Source organism: Haloimpatiens myeolchijeotgali (genome assembly GCF_042688525.2).
GTDB lineage: Bacteria > Bacillota > Clostridia > Clostridiales > Clostridiaceae > Haloimpatiens.
Genome location: NZ_JBHWAB010000001.1, coordinates 518,577 through 539,221 on the forward strand (window position 1 = coordinate 518,577; position 20,645 = coordinate 539,221).

The following is a 20,645-nucleotide window of genomic DNA, read 5'->3' on the forward strand; positions in this document are numbered from 1 at the left end:
AGGTTGATAATATGAATAGAAGTATCCCAGTTGAAAAAAATAAAGAATATATTATTGAAATAAATGGGTTGGGGTGTGAAGGTGAAGGTGTGGGAAAAATAGACAATTTTACTGTCTTTGTACCACAAGCAATAGTAGGAGAAAAAATTAAAGTTAAAATAGTTAAGGTTAAGAAAAATTATGCATATGGTAGAGTTATAGAAATAATAGAAAGTTCTCCTCATAGAATAGAGCCTGTATGTGATATATATAATAGATGTGGGGGATGCAATATTCAACATTTAGATTATAACTTTCAATTAGAGATAAAAAAACAAAGGGTTATAGATTGTATATCTAGAATGGGTAAGCTAAAAGATGTAGTAGTACATTCTACTATAGGTATGAAGCAGCCTTATAGATATAGAAATAAAGTACAACTTCCAGTTGGAGTTAACGAAAAAGGAGAAACTGTAATAGGGTTTTATGCTCCTAGAAGTCATAATATAATAGATATGAAAATATGTTATATACAGGATAAAATTGCAGATGATGTAATTTTGATAATGAAAAAATGGATAAAAAATAATAAAATTAAGCCATATGATGAGATTCACCATAGTGGTATAATTAGACATATAATGGTAAGGAAAGCTTTTAAAACAGGTGAAGTAATGGTTGTTATAGTTACTAATGGAAACTCACTTCCATGTAAAAGCGATTTGGTTAATTTACTTAAGGATAATATAGAGGGAATTTGTAGTATAGTTCAAAATATAAATGATAAAAAAACAAATGTTATATTAGGTAGACAATGTAAATTGTTATGGGGTAAAGATACAATAACAGATTATATAGGTAGATTTAAATTTAATATTTCTCCTTTATCATTTTTTCAAGTAAATCCTGTACAAACAGAAATATTATATAATAAGGTTTTAGAATATGCAGAGCTTACAGGAGAAGAAACAGTATTTGATGCATACTGCGGAACAGGAACTATATCACTATTTTTATCTGAAAAAGCTAAAAAAGTATATGGTGTGGAAATAATTCCTGAGGCAATAAAAAATGCAGTAAAAAACGCAGAAATAAATGGAGTAGTGAATACAGAATTTATAGTTGGAAAATCAGAGGATGAAATTCCAAAACTTATTAAAGATGGAAAAAAAGCAGATGTAATTGTAGTTGATCCGCCAAGAAAGGGCTGTGATGAGAAGTTATTAAATTGTATAGCTGGAAGCTTACCAAAGAAGATAGTATATGTATCATGTGATCCTAGTACTCTTGCTAGAGATTTAGGAATATTAAATGAATTAGGATACAAGACTATTGAAATCCAACCTGTAGATATGTTTGGAAACACAGCACATGTTGAAAATGTAGCTCTTTTAGTATGTTCAAATAAATAAATATGAAAGGATGTTGGGGATGAAAAAAATTATAAAAGAATGGTTGCCACCTCTTGCTGCAGCCTTAGTTCTTGCTTTTTTAATAAATAGATTTTTATTTTTCTTAATAACAGTTCCTACTGAATCAATGTATCCAACTATAAAACCTGGAGATAGAATTGGAGTTACTAAAGTATACAAAACAGAAAATTTAAAGAGAGGAGATATAGTTGTTTTTTATTCAAAGGAACTAAAGGAAATGTTAATTAAAAGACTTATAGGAGTGCCTGGTGATAAAATTCAAATTACCTCTGATGGGTCAGTATACATTAATGGCAATAAAATTGAACAAGAATATGTAGTTAATAATGGTGGAAAAACAGGAGTTAATTTTGAAATTCCTAAAGATAAGTTTTTCTTTTTAGGAGATAATAGGGCAAATTCTTTAGATGCACGTTATTGGTATAATCCATACATAGATGCAAAACAAATCAAGGGTAAAGCACGTTTTATAATATTCCCATTTAACAGAATAGGAAAATTAAAATAGAAATTTAAATTATAGATGTGAAATATTAGCTGCTGCAAAGATAGATACTATTGCAGCAGCTTTTCTAAGGCAATAATAGCAGCGCCAAGAGCACCTACTATTTCTGGCTCTTTTGGTACATATATTTTTTCATTAAGTAATTCTTGCAAGGTATTTACAACGCCTATATTTTTAGCTACTCCACCTGTCATCATTATTTCTTGTTTTTTATCAACTCTGTTAACAAGAGATAATGTTCTATTAGAGATTGATTTACAAAGCCCGTGAAGTATATCGCTTTTGTCTTTGTTTTGTGCTATTAAAGATACAACTTCTGATTCAGCAAATACAGTACACATACTTGTTATAGTTAAATCATTTTTCCATTTTAAAGATTCTTTACCTATATCATTTATAGATATTTCTAAAACTCTACACATATTTTCTAAAAATCTACCTGTACCGGCAGCACACTTATCATTCATTGCAAAATCTTTTACGTTACCTGCATCATCAAGAGAAATGACTTTACTATCTTGACCACCTATATCTATTATAGTTCTTATGTTATTATTCAAAAAATAAGCACCTTTTCCATGACAAGTGATTTCTGTTACTTTTTCATTTGCAAAAGGTATACTTATTCTTCCATAACCAGTAGAAATCACATAATCTAATTGTTCCAAAGATAAATTAGCTTTATGTAAAGCTAATTTTAAAGCTTTTTCAGCACCATCCAAACTTTTAGCTCCGGTCTTAACGATAGAATAAGAAAGTATATTTTTATCAGAATCTAGTATAACAACGTTTGTAGAAGTAGAACCACTGTCTATGCCAGCTGTGATTTTATTAGATGGCTCAAGAGAACTATTTCTAAGAGATTTATTTGGTGAATCATTTAAGCTGTTTTTTAAGGATTCCATAAAGGCATCTATTCTTGTTTTTAGCTGTCCTTGACTTTGTAGAGAATAATCAGTTTCAATTTTTAACATTGGAATATCAAATAAATTCTTAAGTTTTACATAATCAAAGGAATAGTAATCACAAAATTTTATGGTGTGATATATTATACCAGTAATATTTTTTTTGTTAGTTTTTATATAATCATATCTAGGATTTGTATCACACATTCGCATGCATGGAAATTGATTGAGTAGAGTATTACAGTAGTTTTTAACTAAATTTTTACTAGTATTAATATTAATATTTTTATAATTAAAATTGTCTCCAGTACAAGTTAAATTAACAACTGAAAAGTTAGTCTTATTTATAATGTCTAATAGATAATTTTCACACCTAGCACCAAGTACTATAATATTATTTTTTGTACATACGTTGTTATGACAATTAGTTAATTTAGAATCTAATATTTTAGATAAATTATTTGCATTAAATTTTTTGTTAGAAAATTTCTCATACGAATCTATGAAATTTGATATTTCATTTAAAAATAAGTTATGAGAATAAAAATTCAATTTTCTTGGAAGATCAATCATATGAATAAATTTAAAAAAAGAATCTTTTTTTAATACATCATATAATCTACGAATACTATCACAGCAATTAACTAAAACTAGCTTATCTATATTTTTATTATAGCATTCTTCTAATACAGCTTTTGAATAAGCACACATATTTGTATGTAATAAACTGTCAGCTTTATTAAAATTAGAAACTACTGGGTTTATTCTATAAGCTTTTTCACCAAAACTTTCTATTATATCAACAGGAGTATATTTACATACATACCCTAACATAAAATCACCTCAATTATTAAGTATTTCTAAGAAAGCGTCTAGTCTTGTCTGAATTTGTCCAGAAGAACTATTTCTTCTATCTATACCATCTCCATCAATTGATAGTACAGGAATATTTCTCTCTTTAAGAGCACGTTTCAAAAGCATAGAACCTCCACTAGATTGTTTGCAGCCCCATTGACAAAAACTAATTACTCCATCTACATTTAAAATATCACACATTTTTATAATATTATCTATTTTTCTTTGAAAACTTCCATTGTATTGATTTAAAATCATTTTTTTTGCTAAAGAGTTTAAAGGATTATTTATATCTAATTCATCCATATAGTCAAAGTTTAAGTCACAAGTTAGAATTTGATATTTATCACTAAAGTTAAAACACTTTCTTAAAGATTCATGATAAAAAGGAAGCAAGTGAACCCACAATATTCTTTTGGTATTTGAATTAGTATTAGAAGGTATATTTTTTATATCTTTGTAAAGTTTTTTGTAAAAATTTAATGTATCGCATCTTCCCATAGATACATGTGAAGTGAAGAGCTTGTACATTTCCATAGTTAAAGTATTAGGAAAATATTTAGTACTTAATTCATTAAAATATTTTTTCATATATATTTTACTTTGATTTTCATTATGTATAACCTGTTTTAAATTTGTCTGACTTAATTTTTTATTTGTTATATTTTCAATCATATCAATCATTTCTTTTAATTGTTCTACAACATATACTTCACTATCTTTTGAATATTTGTAGGGTATATCTAAAGTATATAGAGGAATATTGTATTTATAAGCAGCATGTCTAAAGGTGTTTATATTAGCATCACATATAATTGAAGAAGTTACAGAAAATAAAGGTTTAGGAAGTATATTATATTCTAAAGCACCCAAGAAAGCTTTGTGATAACTACAAAGAGTTTCTCCTAATCCTGTTTTTTCTTCATTATCTATAAATTTATCTTCACATTTAAGTCCTGACAAAAATGAAGAAAATGCTTCTACAAAGAGAGGATATATATTCATTGAGTGCAAAATTTCAGTTGGTGCAAATAGATTTACGAAAGCACATTCATTTTGTTTTTTTAAAGGTTCTAATATAAATTTTAGACATATTTGATTTAAGTATTTTAAGGAATTTGGTAATTGTTTATCTGGTAAAATATAAGAACGTTTTTCTTCTAGAGATAAACCAAATCGTATTAAATTTAATGTATGTTTGGAATCTTTCATACTATTTTTAACTATGTTTCCATATAATTTTATAATATCCATATTAATTCACCTCTATTAAATAATACCACAACAAAAAAAGGGGGGGAGCCCCTTTTTAAATAGTATAAATATTATAATAAAATACTTTTTTTAGTGAATATAATTTAATATCATAATACATATATTATTTTACTAGAATTTCTTTTAAATGTCAAAAAATTTTAATAATTTCCCATAGAAGTAAAAATATTATTTATTTTAATAAAATTTTATTAAAATATTGATGCAATAAATGAAGTATAATAATTCATTTATTTATTGACATAAAGACTTAATATTTTTATTTATGTATGCACTAGTAAAACAAATATGCGTATTTGTACGTAATATAAAATTTGATAATTAATCATAAAATTCTTTTTTTGAAATTTTAAATTTAATCAAAATCAATTTTCATAAATAAAAGATGGTAACGTATACAAAGACTCAAAATCAGACATAAATCGATAAAAGAAGGTTTAAATTCATCATAAACAGTAATAAGATTGAATAATTGCAATTATTGCGTAAATTCGCTAGTTAATAATTATTTATTGATATGGTATTATGTAGGAGCGCTAATTTTGAGAAAATTAAGTTTAGTGTAAGTTTAGTAATTACTAAAAATTTTGTAAAACATAATGTAAGGAGGTAAATAATATGGAGCAAAAGAAAAAACTTTCACACACTGCTTATGGTGGTATAAAAGGTGAAGAATATGTTCCTTTTGTACCTACTAGTGTGGCAATGCCAGAAACTACTGTAGTGTCTATTTTTTTTGGTTGCTTATTAGCAGTTGTTTTTGCTGCAGCTAATGTTTATTTGGGATTACAAGTAGGGCTTACAATAGCAGCAGGTATACCAGCATCAATTTTAGGAGCTGGATTGTTAAAAATTGTTTTTAAAAGGAATAATATATTAGAAGCTAATATGATACAATCTATAGCTGCTATGGGTGAGTCAATAGCAGGAGGTATTATATTTACACTTCCAGCAATAATAATGTGGGGTCTTAAATTAAGTTTAGTAACAATAGTTATTTGTACGTCACTTGGTGGTTTGTTAGGAATTTTATTTGTAGTTCCATTTAGAAAATATCTTATTGTTGAACAACATGGAGAGTTAATATTCCCAGAAGGTATGGCAGCATCTGAAGTTCTTGTAACAGGAATGGAAGGTGGTTCAGGCTTTAAGACAGTTATGGCCGGTTTATTTGGCGGTGGAGCTTTTAAATTTTTATCAGGTGGATTAAAACTATGGAAAGATACGCCAGATTGGGTTATTCCACAACTTCAAGGAACTATTTTTGGATTTGATGCTATGGCGTCAATTGCTGGTGTTGGATATATAGTTGGTATTGAAGTAGCGCTTTACATGTTTGGTGGAGCTTTAGTTGCATGGTTTGGATTAATACCACTAATAAAATATGTTGGAGCAGGATTAGCAGCTCCATTATTTCCATCAGCGGAGTTAATTAAAAATATGGATGCATGGGCAATTTGGAGTAATTATATTAAATATATAGGAGCAGGGGCAGTTGCTGCAGGTGGATTCATAAGTCTTGGTAAATCTTTACCAACTATTGTGAAATCCTTTAAAACAGCAATGGCAGGAGTAACAGGAGAAAAAGGATCTAATGGTGAGATGAAAAGAACTGATATTGATACACCAATGTCTTGGGTTCTTGGTGGAGCAGTATTAACATTTATATTATGCTGGTTTTTACCAGGATTAAAATTAGGAGTTGTAGGTTCAATACTTGTAGTATTATTTGCATTTTTCTTTGCAGTTGTATCAGCTAGAATGGCAGGTATTATAGGAGTTTCAAATAACCCAGTTTCAGGTATGACAATAGCTACATTGTTATTTGTAACAGCAGTATTAAAAGCACTAGGTTATACTGGTAATAGAGGGATGCTTATAGCTATTACTGCAGGTGCAGTAGTATGTATAGGAATAGCAGTAGCAGGTGGAGCTGCTCAAAGTTTAAAAACTACATATATAATTGGTGGTACTCCTAAAAAAGTTGAATGGGGAATGTATGCGGGAGTAGTTATAGCATCATTTGCTGCAGGTGGAGTTTTACTTATGTTAGATAGTATATATGGTATGGGAACAAAGGCTGTGCCAGCACCTCAAGCAACACTTATGTCAATGGTTGTAAAAGGAGTTATGACTGCAAAACTTCCATGGACATTAGTATTTGTAGGAGTTGCAATTGGAGTATTTTGTGAACTTGCTAAACTTCCAATACTTCCAGTAGCACTTGGATTATATTTACCAATACATTTAAGTGCAGCAGTATTGTTTGGTGGAATAATTAGAGTATTAGTAGATAAAAAATTCAAAAATAATGAAGGCCAAAGAAAAATTCAAACAGAAAGAGGAATTCTTCTTTCATCAGGTCTTGTTGCAGGAGATGCTATTATGGGTATAGTTATAGCTGTTCTTGCAGGACTTAAATTAAATATAGCTATTGGACCTAAAATTCTTCCAGCAATAGCTAATAACCATTGGACTTCAGCGGTAACATTCTTATTATTAGGAATTTGGATGTATAAATTTTCAACTAAAGTTGAAGAAGTAGCGCAATAGGAAAGTTAATAAAAATAAAATAAGAAGAGCTTTTTGACGTCAATAGTCAACTGGCTCTTCCCTATTATAAATTATAAGCGAGGGTGTATATGTTTAAGAATGAACAGAATGATAAAAGAGATAAAATGAAAGAAGATAATTTTTTATTGTACAAACCCAAGAAGAAACATAAAGAATGGGAAATAAGAGATGGTAGAGTTTATATTATTTTTCATCATGATAAGGTAATCGAAAGGTTCATGAGATGGCTTGTAAAGAAGCCAGCAGTTAGTGATATTAAATTAGATGAGTTAGGTACACAAGTTTGGAAAGCAATTGATGAAAAAAATTCTGTATACGATATCGGACAAATTCTATTAAAGCACCCTAAGTTAGCTAAAGAGTATAAAGAAGTAAAAATTGATGAATGTGGAGACTCTTGTCATCCAATCTATAATAGGCTTATAATGTATTTAAGATATTTAAATAGAAAAGGTTGGATTTCCTTTGAAATAGGAAACCAAGAAATTAGGGGGGAAATGTAAATGGAAATTAATAAAAGAATTGATGAAATGAGAGATGAATTAATAGCTTCAACACAAGAAGTAGTAAAAATAAAGAGTGTTGAAGAGGAAAAGAAAGAAGGCATGCCTTTTGGTGAAGGACCAGCAAAAGCCCTTGAATGTGCACTTAAAATAAGTGAAAAATTAGGCTTTAAAACTGCAAACATAGATAACTATGCAGGATATGCTGAATATGGTGAAGGCGATGATTATGTAGCTGTATTGGGTCACTTAGATGTTGTGCCTGAAGGAGATGGCTGGAAACATCCTGCATATGGAGCAGAAATTCACGATGGTAAAATGTATGCAAGAGGAACTTTAGATGATAAAGGACCTATAATGGCAGCACTTTATGGATTAAAAGCAATCAAAGATGCTGGTTTGAAATTAAATAAGAGAGTAAGAGTAATTTTTGGTACAAATGAAGAAACTGGAAGTAAAGAAATAGAATATTATTTAGAAAAAGAAAAGGCACCAGTTTTAGGATTTACTCCTGATGCAGAGTATCCAATTATAAATGGAGAAAAAGGAATAACAATATTTAATATAGTTAAAGACTTAAATGCTAAATCAAATGGAAATATTATTATAAATACTATAAAGGGTGGAAATGCTGCGAATATGGTTCCAGATAAATGTCATGCTGAACTTACAGCAAAAAATCCTCAAGAAATAGTAAAGGCAGCAGAGGAATTTGTTAAAAAGACAGGATATGATATAAAAGTAGAAGTAGAAGGCAATAAAGTTAACGTGAAATCAGTAGGAATGTCTGCACATGGTAGTTTACCACATTTAGGTAAAAATGCTATAATGCAATTATTTGCATTTTTACTAGAATTAAATTTAGGAAAATGTGATGTCGCTGATTTTATTAGATTTATGAATGAAAATGTTGGAATGGAAACTCATGGAGAATCTTTTGGAGTATGTCTTGAAGATGAAGCTTCTGGAAAACTTTCATTTAATATTGGTGTTGTTGATATAAACGAAGAAAAAGCACTAATGACATTAAACTTAAGATATCCAGTAACTAAAAAATTAGATGATATGATGAATCCATTTAATGCAAAAATTGATGGTACTGGAATAAGAGTAGAAAACTTTGTACATCAAGAACCATTATATTTTGAACCAGAACATCCATTAATAAAATCTTTACAAAAAGTATACAAAGAACAAACAGGTGAAGAAGCTAAATTACTTTCAATTGGTGGAGGTACTTATGCTAAGGAAATGCCTAACATAGTAGCATTCGGACCAATTTTCCCAGGGAAACCAGATTTAGATCATCAACCTAATGAATATATAGAAATTGAAGATTTAATCTTAAATGCTAAAATTTATGGCCATGCTATATATGAATTAGCAAAATAATAATTTTAGAGTATCAACACATAATAAAAGCTCTAGTGTAGACATAAAATGTTTATGCTAGAGTTTTTCTGTTTAAAAAAAAATTTAAAGAATATACATAATATAAATTTGAATATTAGTTGAAAAATAAGTAGGTTAAGAGTAAAATATTTTTAGACTGTTTAAATGAAGATGATATCTAAGGAGGAAGAGAATGTTAGATAAGAAAAAGAAATATATAATATCGTACATAATAGGTGCAGCTATTATATTAATCATAGCAAATTATTTATATAGTTCTTTTAAAACAGAAGAAATTAGTTATGATAAATTATTACAATTAGCAAATCAAAAGAAAATAGAACGGGTTCACATAAAAAGTGATAAGATAATTGTTGTTCCAACAAAGAATAGTGGAATAAACAAAGAAGCACTGTATACAGGAAGAATTCCTTATTCCAATGCAGAAAACAAGTTTTTAGATACAATAATGAAAAGTGGTGCTAAATTTGGAGCTCCATCACAAAATAATAGTTTTATTATTGATTTTTTACTTTATTGGATAGCACCAATATTTTTTATAATGATTCTTGGAAAACTTCTTTTTGGTAAGTTGGATAAAAAGATGGGAAATGGTGTTATGTCTTTTGGTAAGAATAATGCCAAAATTTATGGAGAAGATGAAACAGGTATAACATTTGAGGATGTTGCAGGAGAAGATGAAGCTAAAGAGTCTTTAGTTGAAATAGTAGATTTTTTACATAATTCAGACAAATATACAAAAATAGGAGCTAAACTTCCAAAAGGAGCACTGCTTGTTGGACCACCGGGAACAGGTAAGACGTTACTTGCTAAAGCTGTAGCAGGTGAGGCTAAAGTTCCGTTTTTTTCAATATCAGGTTCAGAATTTGTTGAAATGTTTGTAGGTATGGGAGCATCAAGAGTAAGAGATTTATTTAAACAAGCAGAGGAAAAAGCACCATGTATTGTATTTATAGATGAGATAGATGCTATAGGAAAAAGTAGAGAAAATAACATATCTACTAATGATGAAAGAGAACAAACATTAAATCAGTTGTTAACAGAAATGGATGGATTTGATTGTTCAAAAGGAGTTGTTATATTAGCAGCTACTAATAGACCAGAAATTTTAGATAAGGCTCTTTTAAGACCGGGTAGATTTGACAGAAGAGTAATTGTAGATAGACCAGATTTAAAAGGTAGAGAGGCAATTTTAAAAGTACATACAAAAGATGTTAAGATGTCTAGCAAGGTAAATTTAAATTCTATAGCAAAAGCAACTCCTGGAGCGGTTGGAGCAGATCTTGCAAATATGGTTAATGAAGCAGCACTTTTAGCTGTTAAAAATGGAAGAGAACAAGTAATTCAAGAAGATTTAGAAGAAGCTGTAGAAGTTATAATAGCAGGAAAAGAGAAAAAAGATAGAATTTTATCAGATAAAGAAAAAAAAGCTGTTGCATTCCATGAAGTTGGACATGCGCTTGTGGCAGCCCTACTTAAAAATACAGATCCAGTACATAAAATCACTATTGTTCCAAGAACTATGGGAGCTCTTGGTTATACAATGCAACTTCCAGATGAAGAAAAATATTTGGTATCTAAAGATGAAATGTTAGACCAGATTACAGTAATGCTTGGAGGTAGAAGTGCTGAAGAAATACAATTTAATATGATATCTACTGGAGCATCAAATGATATTGAAAAAGCTACTCAGACAGCAAGGAATATAATTACTATATATGGAATGAGTGAAAGATTTGATATGATGGGATTAGAATCTCCAAGTAGTAGATATTTAGATGGTAAGCCAGTTAAAAATTGTAGTGCACAAACTGATTCAATTATTGATGAGGAAACTTTGAAGATAATAAAATTTGCACATGAAAGAGCAAAAAATCTTTTAAAAGAAAATAAAGAGTTATTAGAAAAGATTGCAGAAGTATTATTGGAAAAAGAAACTATAATGGGTCAAGAATTCATGCAAATAGTTAGAGAATATACGGAAATGCCATTACAAGAGGAAAAAGATGATAATGAAGAAAATCAGTTAAATCAGGATAAGAGTAGTGAAGAAGAAAGTTTGAATATAGATTGTGAAATTGAAAATTTAAAAGAGGATAATGAGTCTTTAGGTAGTATAAAGAATATAGAAGAGGAAAAATAGATATAATATATAAAATGCACAATGACTAAAAGTTGTGCATTTTATTATCTTAACTTTCGTAGATGAAAAACAACCGCTACGGGAAATGATATCTTGCTCAGAAACCTTTCACTTCAGTAACAAGTTCTAAGCTTTACTCATATTGAAAAAAGATTTTTTAATTAATATTCCGTAGGAATCAGTAATTAAAAAATAACTTTTTTCAAATTCGTAAAGCTAAGAACTTGTAAACTTTGTTCAAATGTTTCTTACGCAATATATCATTTCCCTTCGCTAGACAGTGTTTTTGTACTGCGAAAGTTGAGTTAATAATTAAGGGAATTTTGCCTTAGGATGAAATTAACTGAGAAAGTTGAGCTAGTAAAAATTTAGAAAAAGAAATGGAGGAAAATTTGTGGATAAAAATTCAAATAAAAATGTTAACCAAGAGTTTGAATTTGAGCTAGAAAAAGAACATTTATTTCAAGTAATTAAAAGAATTAAAGATGAGATACTAAATTATATAAATAAAAGAAATTCAATAAAAGAAAACTTACTTCAATATAGAAAGAAAGTTTTAGAAGAATATAAAGATGATGAAGATAAAATAATAGAATATTTTGATCATGAGAGATTTATAAAAGAAGAGGCCTATAAAACTATAGATAGAAGATTAAGAGAAATGACAATACTACAGAATGCTCCATATTTTGGGAGCGTGGAGTTTGAAGAAGAAGAATTTGATGATAGAGAAAAAATACATATAGGAAGATTTGGGCTTACTCCTGAAGGAGAATATGAGCCTTTGGTAATAGACTGGAGAGCACCTGTAGCTTCGCTTTTTTATGCAGGTAAATTAGGAAGAGTAGAGTATAATGCACCATTAGGAAAAGTTGAAACTGATATTTTAAATAAGAGACAATATATAGTAAAAAACGAAAAGTTATTAGGTATGTTTGACTCAGTATTAGATGTAAAAGATGAAGTATTACAAGCTGTTTTAAGTAAAAATGCTGAAGAAAAGTTAAAAGATATAGTAATGACAATACAAAAGGAACAAGATGATATTATAAGACAACCTAAAGATAAAACAGTAATTGTAGATGGAGTGGCAGGAAGCGGAAAAACTACAATTGCATTACATAGGGTGGCATATTTACTCTATAATTATAGAAAAAGTCTTCAAGATAAAGTTTTAATATTTGGACCTAATAGTATTTTTATGGAATATATATCATTAGTACTTCCAAGTTTAGGAGAGACAGGGGTTAAACAGACTACATTTAATGATTTTGCATTAGGTATTTTAAATATTAAAGATATAATGAGTTTAACGGAGTATATGGAAAAAATAATAAGTAATGATGAAGATTTTATCAAAGATATACTATTAAAAACTTCTAAAGAGTATAAAAAGAATTTAGATGAAAAAATAAGTAAATTAAATAATGAGTATTTTAAAATTCAAGATGTAATATTTGATGGGAGAGTAGTCATAAGTTCAAAACAAATAGAAGATATGTTTAATGAATATTATAAATATATGCCATTGTTTAGAAGAAGTAAAAAAATTAAGAGGATAATATTTTCAAAATTAAAAGATAGTAGAGATGAAAAGGTAAGAGAAATACAAAAAGAATATAATGAAAAAATAAGTAAATTAAATAAAGAGCAGTTAGAGCTTGATGAAAGTTTTTTAGATTTGCAAAGGCGAATTAAAATAAGAAATATAGTAAAAGAAGTAATAATAGTTAAAAAAAATTTACACTGGTTAGATAATCCTGATTGTTTAGAGATATATAACGAGATCAATGGTTGGAAGCAGTTAACATACGATGATCTTGCGCCAATTTTATATCTTAAAATAAAATTAGAAAATCTAAAAATAAGAAACGAAATTAAACACGTTGTAATTGATGAAGCACAAGACTATGGGTACCTTCAATTTATAGTTATAAAAGAACTAACAAAATGTAATTCTATGACTATAGTAGGAGATAGAAATCAAAGATTGATACCAATAAATTCTAATAATATTATGAATAATTTAAATTATATTTTAGAGGATTTAGATACAGAATATTTTAAGTTAACCAAAAGTTATAGATCAACAAGACAGATAATGGAATATGCTAATAAATATCTGCAAGAAACATCCATAGTTCCATTAGTTAGAGATGGTAAAGAAGTTAAAAAAATAGTATGTAGTAGTGATATAGAATTATCAGAAGAAATATTGGATAATGTCGAACAACTTCAGAAGAGTGAATATGAAAGTATAGCTATTATATGTAAAGATTTAAGTAAGGTAAACGAGATATCATCTTTAATAAAAAATAAGTTATACATCAATATGTTAGATAGAGAAGAGAAGCTATATAAAGGGGGCGTAGTTTTACTGCCATCGTACTTTGCTAAGGGACTAGAATTTGATAGTGTTATTTTAATTGAGGATGAATATAATGAATTAGAGGATAATTTAGAATTAAGTAGTAATAAACTTAAATATGTAATGGCTACTAGAGCACTACATGAGTTGATAATTATAAAAAAACAATATTAAAATAATAGAACCTGTTGATGTTAAAAATCAACAGGTTTATTTTTATAAAATAATAAATGTTGTTTGAAATGTATAAAGGAGCACATATGGTCGAAATTTGTTAAAAAAATATCAAATGTTGATAGCCGATTTAATTGTAAAAAAAGTAAAAAAATAATATTTATTCAAATAAACTATGAAAATTACTATTATATATTTGAATAATATTAAAAAAAAGAGCAAATGACATACAAAAATTTCAACTTTTTTCGATAATTTACTACAGGTTTTTGAATTTAGTGCATATAATTTCAACTTTCTAAATAGTTAGAAAATTGATATTTTTTAAAATAAAATATTCTTTGTTAAAAAATTGTTATTATGTGTTTATTTTTCGTTAAAAACATACTATAATTAAATTGTAAATATACTATAAATTTCTATATAAAAATTAAAATGAATTAAAATGAAAAATATGTAAGAAAGAAGGGGAAAAATTGGAACAGAAAATATTAAACAATGAAACGGCACAAAATAAACTTATCGAAAAAGCAAAAAAAGATGGGGTAAAAACTGTATGGGATAGGAAAGTTGATATGAAAACACCATGTGGATTTGGATCAGCAGGGGTATGTTGTAGAAATTGTGCAATGGGACCTTGTAGAGTAAGTCCAGTTCCAGGTAAAGGAAATGACAGAGGTATTTGTGGAGCTACAGCAGATGTTATTGTATCAAGAAACTTTGCAAGGATGGTTGCAGGAGGAGCAGCAGCTCACTCAGATCATGGTAGAAGTATAGCTTTTAATTTATATAGTACAAGTGAAAATGGTGATTTGAAAGTAAAAGATGAGAAAAAACTAATGAAAGTAGCAAAAAGATTTGGAGTAGAAACTGAAAATAGAGATATTTATGATATAGCACATGATTTAGCAAAAACAGGATTACAGGAATATGGTAGACAATTTGGTACATTAACTTTACCAACAGCTGTACCAGAAAAAAGAAAAGAAGTTTGGAATAAAATAGGTATAATGCCAAGGGGTATAGACAGGGATATCGTATCAATAATGCATTCAACTCACATTGGTTGTGCTGCAGATGCTGAAAGCATGCTTAAAATAGCTATGAGAACAGCTTTAGGTGATGGATGGGGTGGATCATACACTGCTACAGAGTTTAGTGATATTATGTTTGAAACTCCAAAATCTATAGCAACAGAAGCGAATTTAGGTGTATTAGAAGGAAATTCAGTAAATGTAGTACTTCATGGTCATGAACCAACTCTTTCAGAAATGGTTATATTAGCATCTGAAGATCCAGAAATAGTTGAATTAGCAAAAGCACAAGGAGCAGATGGAATTAATCTTGTAGGAATGTGTTGTACAGCTAATGAAGCAACAATGAGACATGGACTTAAGATTGCAGGGAATTTCCTTCAACAAGAACTTGCAGTTGTAACAGGTGCAGTAGAAGCAGTAATAGTCGATGTACAATGTATAATGCCAGCTTTAGCAAAATTATCAGAAAACTATCATACTAAATTTATTACAACATCTCCAAAAGCAAGAATTAAAGGTGCAACTCACATAGAAATGGATGAAGAGCACCCATATGAATCAGCAAAGAAAATACTAAAAGAAGCAATATTAAACTTTAAAAATAGAGATAATAGTAAAGTTGAGATACCACATATTAAAAGTGAAGCAGTAGTAGGATATAGTACTGAAGGTATTGTAAGCGAATTAGATAAAGTTGCTAATTCTAATATAGGAGCATTAGGAACTGTAAAACCACTAGCTGATTGTATAGTATCTGGTGTACTTAGAGGTGCCGCTGGTGTAGTAGGATGTAATAATCCAAAAGTAAAACATGATGCAAGTCATGTTGAAATGATAAAAAATTTGATAGCAAATGACGTAATTGTAGTTACTACAGGATGTGCTGCTCAAGCTGCAGCAAAAGCAGGATTATTGACTAAAGAAGCTAGAAAATATGCAGGAGCTGGACTTGCTAAGGTCTGTGAACTTGTAGATATACCACCAGTACTTCATATGGGTTCATGCGTTGATAACAGTCGTATCCTAGAATTAGTGGGAGAAGTTGCAAATTACTTAAAACTAGATATAGCTGATTTACCTGTTGTTGGTGCAGCACCAGAATGGATGTCAGAAAAAGCTGTTTCAATTGGAACTTATGTAGTATGTTCAGGAATTGATACTTGGCTTGGAGTAGTACCTCCAGTAACAGGTGGTCCAGAAGTAGTTGATATTTTAACTAATAGAATGGAAGATATGGTAGGAGCTAAATTCTATATTGAAACTGATCCAACTAAAGCAGCACAACAAATGGTTGAGAGAGTAGAAGAAAAACGTAAAAAATTAGGAATATAATTTAAAATACAATATAAAATGTATTAGAGTTAACTTGTAATAATAGTGTTTGCAGCAAGAGAGGAGGTACCTAATATGAAAATGAAAATAGCGATTACAGGAAAAGGTGGAGTAGGAAAGACTACTTTATCAGCTATCATTAGTAGAATATATTCAGAAGAAGGATATAATGTGTTAGCTGTAGATGGTGATCCAGATCCTAATCTAGCTTTAGCATTAGGATTTCCACCAGAAATTATTAATGAAATTGTTCCCATATCAGAAATGAAAAAATTAGTAGCTGAAAGAACAAACTCTACGCCTGAAACATTTGGTAAGATGTTTAAAATAAATCCTAAAGTTGATGATATACCAGATAGATATTGTAAGAAATATAATGGCGTGAGACTTTTAACTATGGGAACTGTAGATAAAGCAGGGATGGGGTGTTTTTGTCCCGAAAACGTTTTGCTAAAAAAACTTACATCGCATTTAATATTACAAAATAAAGATATAGTAATAATGGATATGGAAGCAGGTATTGAGCATTTAGGACGAGGAACAGCTCAAGGAGTAGATGTATTTATAGTAGTAATTGAACCAGGAATAAGAAGCATTCAAACATATAAACATGTTAGGAAACTTGCTAATGATTTAGGCATAAAAAGAGTATTTGTTGTAGGAAACAAAGTTAAAAATGAAGCAGATGAAAAATACATTTTAGAAAATGTGGACAAGGAAGCATGTTTAGGTTTTATGCATTACAGGGAAAGTGTAGGAGACTGTGATAGAGTTAATAAATCTCCTTATGACTCAAAAGAAACTGTAAGTGAGGTTAAAAAAATAAAAGAAAAGTTAGAAGTAGGGGGCGTCTAAAATGGGATTTAAGAGTGATATTGAAATAGCACAAGAAGCTAAAATGCAAGATATAAGAGAAATGGCTAAAAAACTAAATATTTCTGAAGAAGATATTGATCTTTATGGAAAATATAAAGCTAAGGTAGATTATAACTTATTGAAAAAAACAAAAGGTAAAAATGGAAAATTGATTTTAACAACAGCAATTAATCCAACACCCGCTGGGGAAGGTAAGACAACAACAGCAATTGGGGTTGCTGATGCTTTATCTAAACTTGGAAAAAGTACAGTAGTTGCTTTAAGAGAACCATCATTAGGACCAGTTTTTGGGATTAAGGGAGGAGCTGCAGGAGGTGGATATGCTCAGGTAGTTCCAATGGAAGACATAAACTTGCATTTTACAGGAGATATACATGCAATAGGAGCTGCTAATAACTTACTTGCAGCAATGGTAGATAACCATATATATCAAGGAAATAAATTAAACATTGACACAAGAAGAGTTGTATGGAGAAGAGCTGTAGATATGAATGACAGACAGCTAAGATTTATAACAGATGGTCTTAGCGGAAAAACTAATGGAGTACCAAGAGAAGATGGATTTGACATAACAGTTGCATCAGAAATAATGGCTATATTCTGTCTAGCAAATGATATTACTGATTTAAAAGAAAGATTAGCAAGAATAGTTGTAGCATACACTAGAGAAGGAAAACCAATAACAGCTGGTCAAATAAATGCTCAAGGTGCAATGGCTGCACTTTTAAAAGATGCATTAAAACCAAATTTGGTTCAAACTTTGGAAGGAACACCAGCATTTGTTCACGGTGGACCATTTGCAAACATAGCACATGGATGTAATTCAGTAATTGCTACAAAAATGGCTAAACATTTTGGAGATTATGTAGTTACAGAAGCTGGATTCGGTGCAGACCTTGGTGCTGAAAAATTCTTAGATATAAAATGTAGAATGGCAGGGTTAAAACCAGATGCAGTAATAATAGTAGCTACAGTTAGAGCATTGAAATATAATGGCGGAGTTCCAAAGGCAGAATTAAGTAAGGAAAATTTAGAAGCACTAGAAAAAGGACTTCCAAATTTATTAAAGCATGTTGAAAATATTACTAAAGTTTATAAATTACCAGCAGTAGTTGCATTAAATAGATTCCCAACTGATACAGAAGCTGAATTAAAACTAGTTGAAGATAAATGTAAAGAATTAGGAGTTAATGTTAAACTATCAGAAGTTTGGGCAAAAGGCGGCGAAGGTGGACAAGAAGTAGCTAAAGAAGTTTTGAGATTAATAGATGAAGAAGAAAATAATTTTGAATATGCATATGATGTACAACTTCCAATTAAGGACAAAATTAGAGCAATAGCTCAAAAGATATATGGTGCCGATGATGTTGATTTCACAACTGGAGCATCAAAACAAATTAAACAACTAGAAGAATTAGGATTTGGAAATATACCAGTATGTATTGCTAAAACTCAATATTCATTAACTGATGATCAAAAGAAATTAGGAAGACCTACTGGATTTAAGATTACAGTAAGACAAGTTAATGTATCTGCAGGAGCAGGATTTGTAGTTGCAGTAACAGGTTCAATAATGAAAATGCCAGGACTTCCTAAAGTACCAGCAGCAGAAAAAATTGATGTAGATGAGAATGGAGTAATAAGCGGATTATTCTAAAGTTTTAGATATTAGGAGGAATACGTTATGAAATTAGCCGACATTACATGTACGGAATTTATTGATGTTCTCGCATCTAAAGCTGCTGTGCCAGGTGGCGGAGGAGCTGCTGCATTAGCAGGTGCTGTAGGAACTGCATTAGGAAGTATGGTTTGTAATTTAACAATAGGAAAGAAAAAATATGCTCAATATGAGGATATAGTTAAAAGTATTCTTTTAAAAGCAGGAGAAATACAAAAAGAGTTATTAAAAATGATTGATGAAGATGCAGAAAATTTTCTTCCACTTTCAAAGGCATATGGCATGAAAAAAGACACAGAAGAGCAGAAAAAATTAAAAGAAGAAACTTTAGAAAAAGCATTGAAACAAGCTTGTGAAGTTCCAGTTTCAATAGTGAAGAAGACATATGAAGCTATAAAACTTCATGAAGAGTTAGTTGATAAGTGTTCAAAATTAGCAATAAGTGATGTAGGAGTAGGTGTACAGTGTTTAAGATCAGCAATTATAGGTGCACAGTTAAATGTAATAATAAATATTAATTCAATTAAGGATAAAGAATATGTAGAAAAAGTAAAAAAAGAAACTGAGCATCTAGTAGAAGAAGGAATAGAGGTTTCTGATGAAGTTTATGACAAAGTTTTAAAGAGTCTTTCAAAGTAAATTGATAATTTAATAATTGTTAATGCTCAGGATTTTACTGAGCATTAACATAAAGTTTTTTCTATAAAACTAATTATATATTTGGAGGAGAATTAAAATGGGACAAATTATAAAAGGAAAACCTGTTGCAGATACAATCACTGAAAAGCTTAAAGAAGAAGTAGAACAGCTTAAGAGTAAAGGCATAACTCCAAAACTTACAATAATGAGAGTTGGAGAAAATCCAAGCGATCTTTCATATGAAAAGGGAGCTATAAAGAGATATTCTAAAGTTGGAATAGAAACTGAAGTTAAAGCTTATCCAGAAAATATATCACAGGATGAATTTATAAAAGAACTTAAAAAAGTAAATGAAGATAAACATACTAATGGTATTTTAGTTTTTAGACCAATGCCAAAACAACTAAATGAAGATGAAATCAAGTATGTTATAGCACCAGAAAAAGATGTAGATTGCTTTAGTCCTATAAATGTAGCAAAACTAATGAGTGGAGATAAAACAGGATTTCCACCATGTACACCAACAGCAGTAATAGAAATATTAAAACACTACAACGTAGAAATGAAAGGAAAAAATGCTGTAGTTATTGGAAGATCTATGGTTGTAGGAAAACCTGTATCAATGCTTTTATTAAATGAAAATGCAACAGTAACGATATGTCATTCAAAAACTCAAAATATGAAAGAAATAGCATCTAAAGCAGATATTTTAGTTGTAGGTGTTGGAAAAGCTAAGATGGTTACAGCTGACTATGTTAAAGAGGGTGCAGTAGTTATAGATGTAGGCATAAACGTTGATGAAAATGGAAAATTATGTGGAGATGTTGATACAGACGATTGTTCAGAAAAAGCTTCTATGATAACACCAGTACCAAGAGGGGTAGGATCAGTTACTACTTCCATACTTGGAAAGCATGTAATAAAAGCATGTAAGATGCAAAATAATCTATAAAACA

The 20,645-nt window shown here is 29.5% G+C and carries 14 protein-coding genes; 12 read left to right on the top strand and 2 right to left on the bottom strand.

Features of this window, described 5'->3' with window-relative positions; all coding sequences use genetic code 11:
• Nucleotides 1-11 precede the first annotated feature (11 nt).
• Together rlmD and lepB are read left to right on the top strand one after the other, a co-directional pair.
• Nucleotides 12-1,391: a 23S rRNA (uracil(1939)-C(5))-methyltransferase RlmD gene (rlmD, locus tag ACFIJ5_RS02635; protein ID WP_379803451.1), complete on the top strand. Its 1,380-nt coding sequence runs from the start codon at nt 12-14 to the stop codon at nt 1,389-1,391.
• A 10-nt stretch (nt 1,392-1,401) separates the two neighbouring features.
• Entirely contained in the window at nt 1,402-1,920 is a 519-nt protein-coding gene (gene lepB, locus ACFIJ5_RS02640) for a signal peptidase I (protein ID WP_379803453.1), read from the top strand.
• 47 nt (nt 1,921-1,967) lie between these two features.
• On the opposite strand, the gene ACFIJ5_RS02645 is transcribed toward lepB, so the two are convergent.
• The gene (locus ACFIJ5_RS02645; protein WP_379803456.1) at nt 1,968-3,656 is read right to left on the bottom strand and encodes an acyl-CoA dehydratase activase; all 1,689 of its coding nucleotides are present in this window, start codon (nt 3,654-3,656) and stop codon (nt 1,968-1,970) included.
• A 9-nt stretch (nt 3,657-3,665) separates the two neighbouring features.
• A complete protein-coding gene (locus ACFIJ5_RS02650; RefSeq protein ID WP_379803459.1) occupies nt 3,666-4,931 on the bottom strand; it encodes a 2-hydroxyacyl-CoA dehydratase subunit D in 1,266 nt (421 codons plus the stop codon).
• A gap of 639 nt (nt 4,932-5,570) precedes the next feature.
• On the opposite strand from ACFIJ5_RS02650, the gene ACFIJ5_RS02655 reads away from it, so the two are divergent.
• The 10 genes from ACFIJ5_RS02655 (at nt 5,571) to ACFIJ5_RS02700 (ending at nt 20,641) form a co-directional block, all read left to right on the top strand.
• Nucleotides 5,571-7,505, top strand: a complete 1,935-nt coding sequence (locus ACFIJ5_RS02655; protein ID WP_379803462.1) for an OPT family oligopeptide transporter — start codon at nt 5,571-5,573, stop codon at nt 7,503-7,505.
• A gap of 89 nt (nt 7,506-7,594) precedes the next feature.
• Nucleotides 7,595-8,029, top strand: coding sequence for a PqqD family protein (locus tag ACFIJ5_RS02660; protein WP_379803465.1), 435 nt, complete (start codon nt 7,595-7,597; stop codon nt 8,027-8,029).
• A complete protein-coding gene (gene pepV, locus ACFIJ5_RS02665; RefSeq protein WP_379803468.1) occupies nt 8,030-9,421 on the top strand; it encodes a dipeptidase PepV in 1,392 nt (463 codons plus the stop codon). It abuts the gene before it with no gap.
• Nucleotides 9,422-9,614: 193 nt separating this feature from the next.
• Entirely contained in the window at nt 9,615-11,585 is a 1,971-nt protein-coding gene (gene ftsH, locus ACFIJ5_RS02670; RefSeq protein WP_379803471.1) for an ATP-dependent zinc metalloprotease FtsH, read from the top strand.
• Nucleotides 11,586-11,979: 394 nt separating this feature from the next.
• Entirely contained in the window at nt 11,980-14,127 is a 2,148-nt protein-coding gene (locus tag ACFIJ5_RS02675) for a HelD family protein (RefSeq protein WP_379803473.1), read from the top strand.
• Between the two features lie 476 nt (nt 14,128-14,603).
• A complete protein-coding gene (gene cooS / locus ACFIJ5_RS02680; protein WP_379803475.1) occupies nt 14,604-16,496 on the top strand; it encodes an anaerobic carbon-monoxide dehydrogenase catalytic subunit in 1,893 nt (630 codons plus the stop codon).
• A gap of 75 nt (nt 16,497-16,571) precedes the next feature.
• Nucleotides 16,572-17,351, top strand: coding sequence for an ATP-binding protein (locus ACFIJ5_RS02685; RefSeq protein WP_459253867.1), 780 nt, complete (start codon nt 16,572-16,574; stop codon nt 17,349-17,351).
• Nucleotide 17,352: 1 nt separating this feature from the next.
• Nucleotides 17,353-19,029: a formate--tetrahydrofolate ligase gene (locus ACFIJ5_RS02690; protein ID WP_379803478.1), complete on the top strand. Its 1,677-nt coding sequence runs from the start codon at nt 17,353-17,355 to the stop codon at nt 19,027-19,029.
• 27 nt (nt 19,030-19,056) lie between these two features.
• Nucleotides 19,057-19,689: a cyclodeaminase/cyclohydrolase family protein gene (locus ACFIJ5_RS02695; protein WP_379803481.1), complete on the top strand. Its 633-nt coding sequence runs from the start codon at nt 19,057-19,059 to the stop codon at nt 19,687-19,689.
• 97 nt (nt 19,690-19,786) lie between these two features.
• Nucleotides 19,787-20,641 carry a bifunctional 5,10-methylenetetrahydrofolate dehydrogenase/5,10-methenyltetrahydrofolate cyclohydrolase gene (locus tag ACFIJ5_RS02700; protein WP_379803483.1) on the top strand — a complete coding sequence of 285 codons (855 nt, stop codon included), beginning with the start codon at nt 19,787-19,789 and terminating at the stop codon, nt 20,639-20,641.
• Nucleotides 20,642-20,645: the final 4 nt, after the last annotated feature.

Excerpts from the sequence above, each read along its gene's own strand:
- ACFIJ5_RS02650 (WP_379803459.1), bottom strand. The coding sequence starts at position 4,931 with ATGGATATTATAAAATTATATGGAAACATAGTTAAAAATAGTATGAAA.
- rlmD (WP_379803451.1), top strand. The coding sequence starts at position 12 with ATGAATAGAAGTATCCCAGTTGAAAAAAATAAAGAATATATTATTGAA.
- ACFIJ5_RS02660 (WP_379803465.1), top strand. The coding sequence starts at position 7,595 with ATGTTTAAGAATGAACAGAATGATAAAAGAGATAAAATGAAAGAAGAT.
- ACFIJ5_RS02690 (WP_379803478.1), top strand. The coding sequence starts at position 17,353 with ATGGGATTTAAGAGTGATATTGAAATAGCACAAGAAGCTAAAATGCAA.
- ACFIJ5_RS02645 (WP_379803456.1), bottom strand. The coding sequence starts at position 3,656 with ATGTTAGGGTATGTATGTAAATATACTCCTGTTGATATAATAGAAAGT.
- ftsH (WP_379803471.1), top strand. The coding sequence starts at position 9,615 with ATGTTAGATAAGAAAAAGAAATATATAATATCGTACATAATAGGTGCA.
- lepB (WP_379803453.1), top strand. The coding sequence starts at position 1,402 with ATGTTGGGGATGAAAAAAATTATAAAAGAATGGTTGCCACCTCTTGCT.
- ACFIJ5_RS02685 (WP_459253867.1), top strand. The coding sequence starts at position 16,572 with ATGAAAATGAAAATAGCGATTACAGGAAAAGGTGGAGTAGGAAAGACT.
- pepV (WP_379803468.1), top strand. The coding sequence starts at position 8,030 with ATGGAAATTAATAAAAGAATTGATGAAATGAGAGATGAATTAATAGCT.
- ACFIJ5_RS02695 (WP_379803481.1), top strand. The coding sequence starts at position 19,057 with ATGAAATTAGCCGACATTACATGTACGGAATTTATTGATGTTCTCGCA.
- ACFIJ5_RS02655 (WP_379803462.1), top strand. The coding sequence starts at position 5,571 with ATGGAGCAAAAGAAAAAACTTTCACACACTGCTTATGGTGGTATAAAA.
- ACFIJ5_RS02700 (WP_379803483.1), top strand. The coding sequence starts at position 19,787 with ATGGGACAAATTATAAAAGGAAAACCTGTTGCAGATACAATCACTGAA.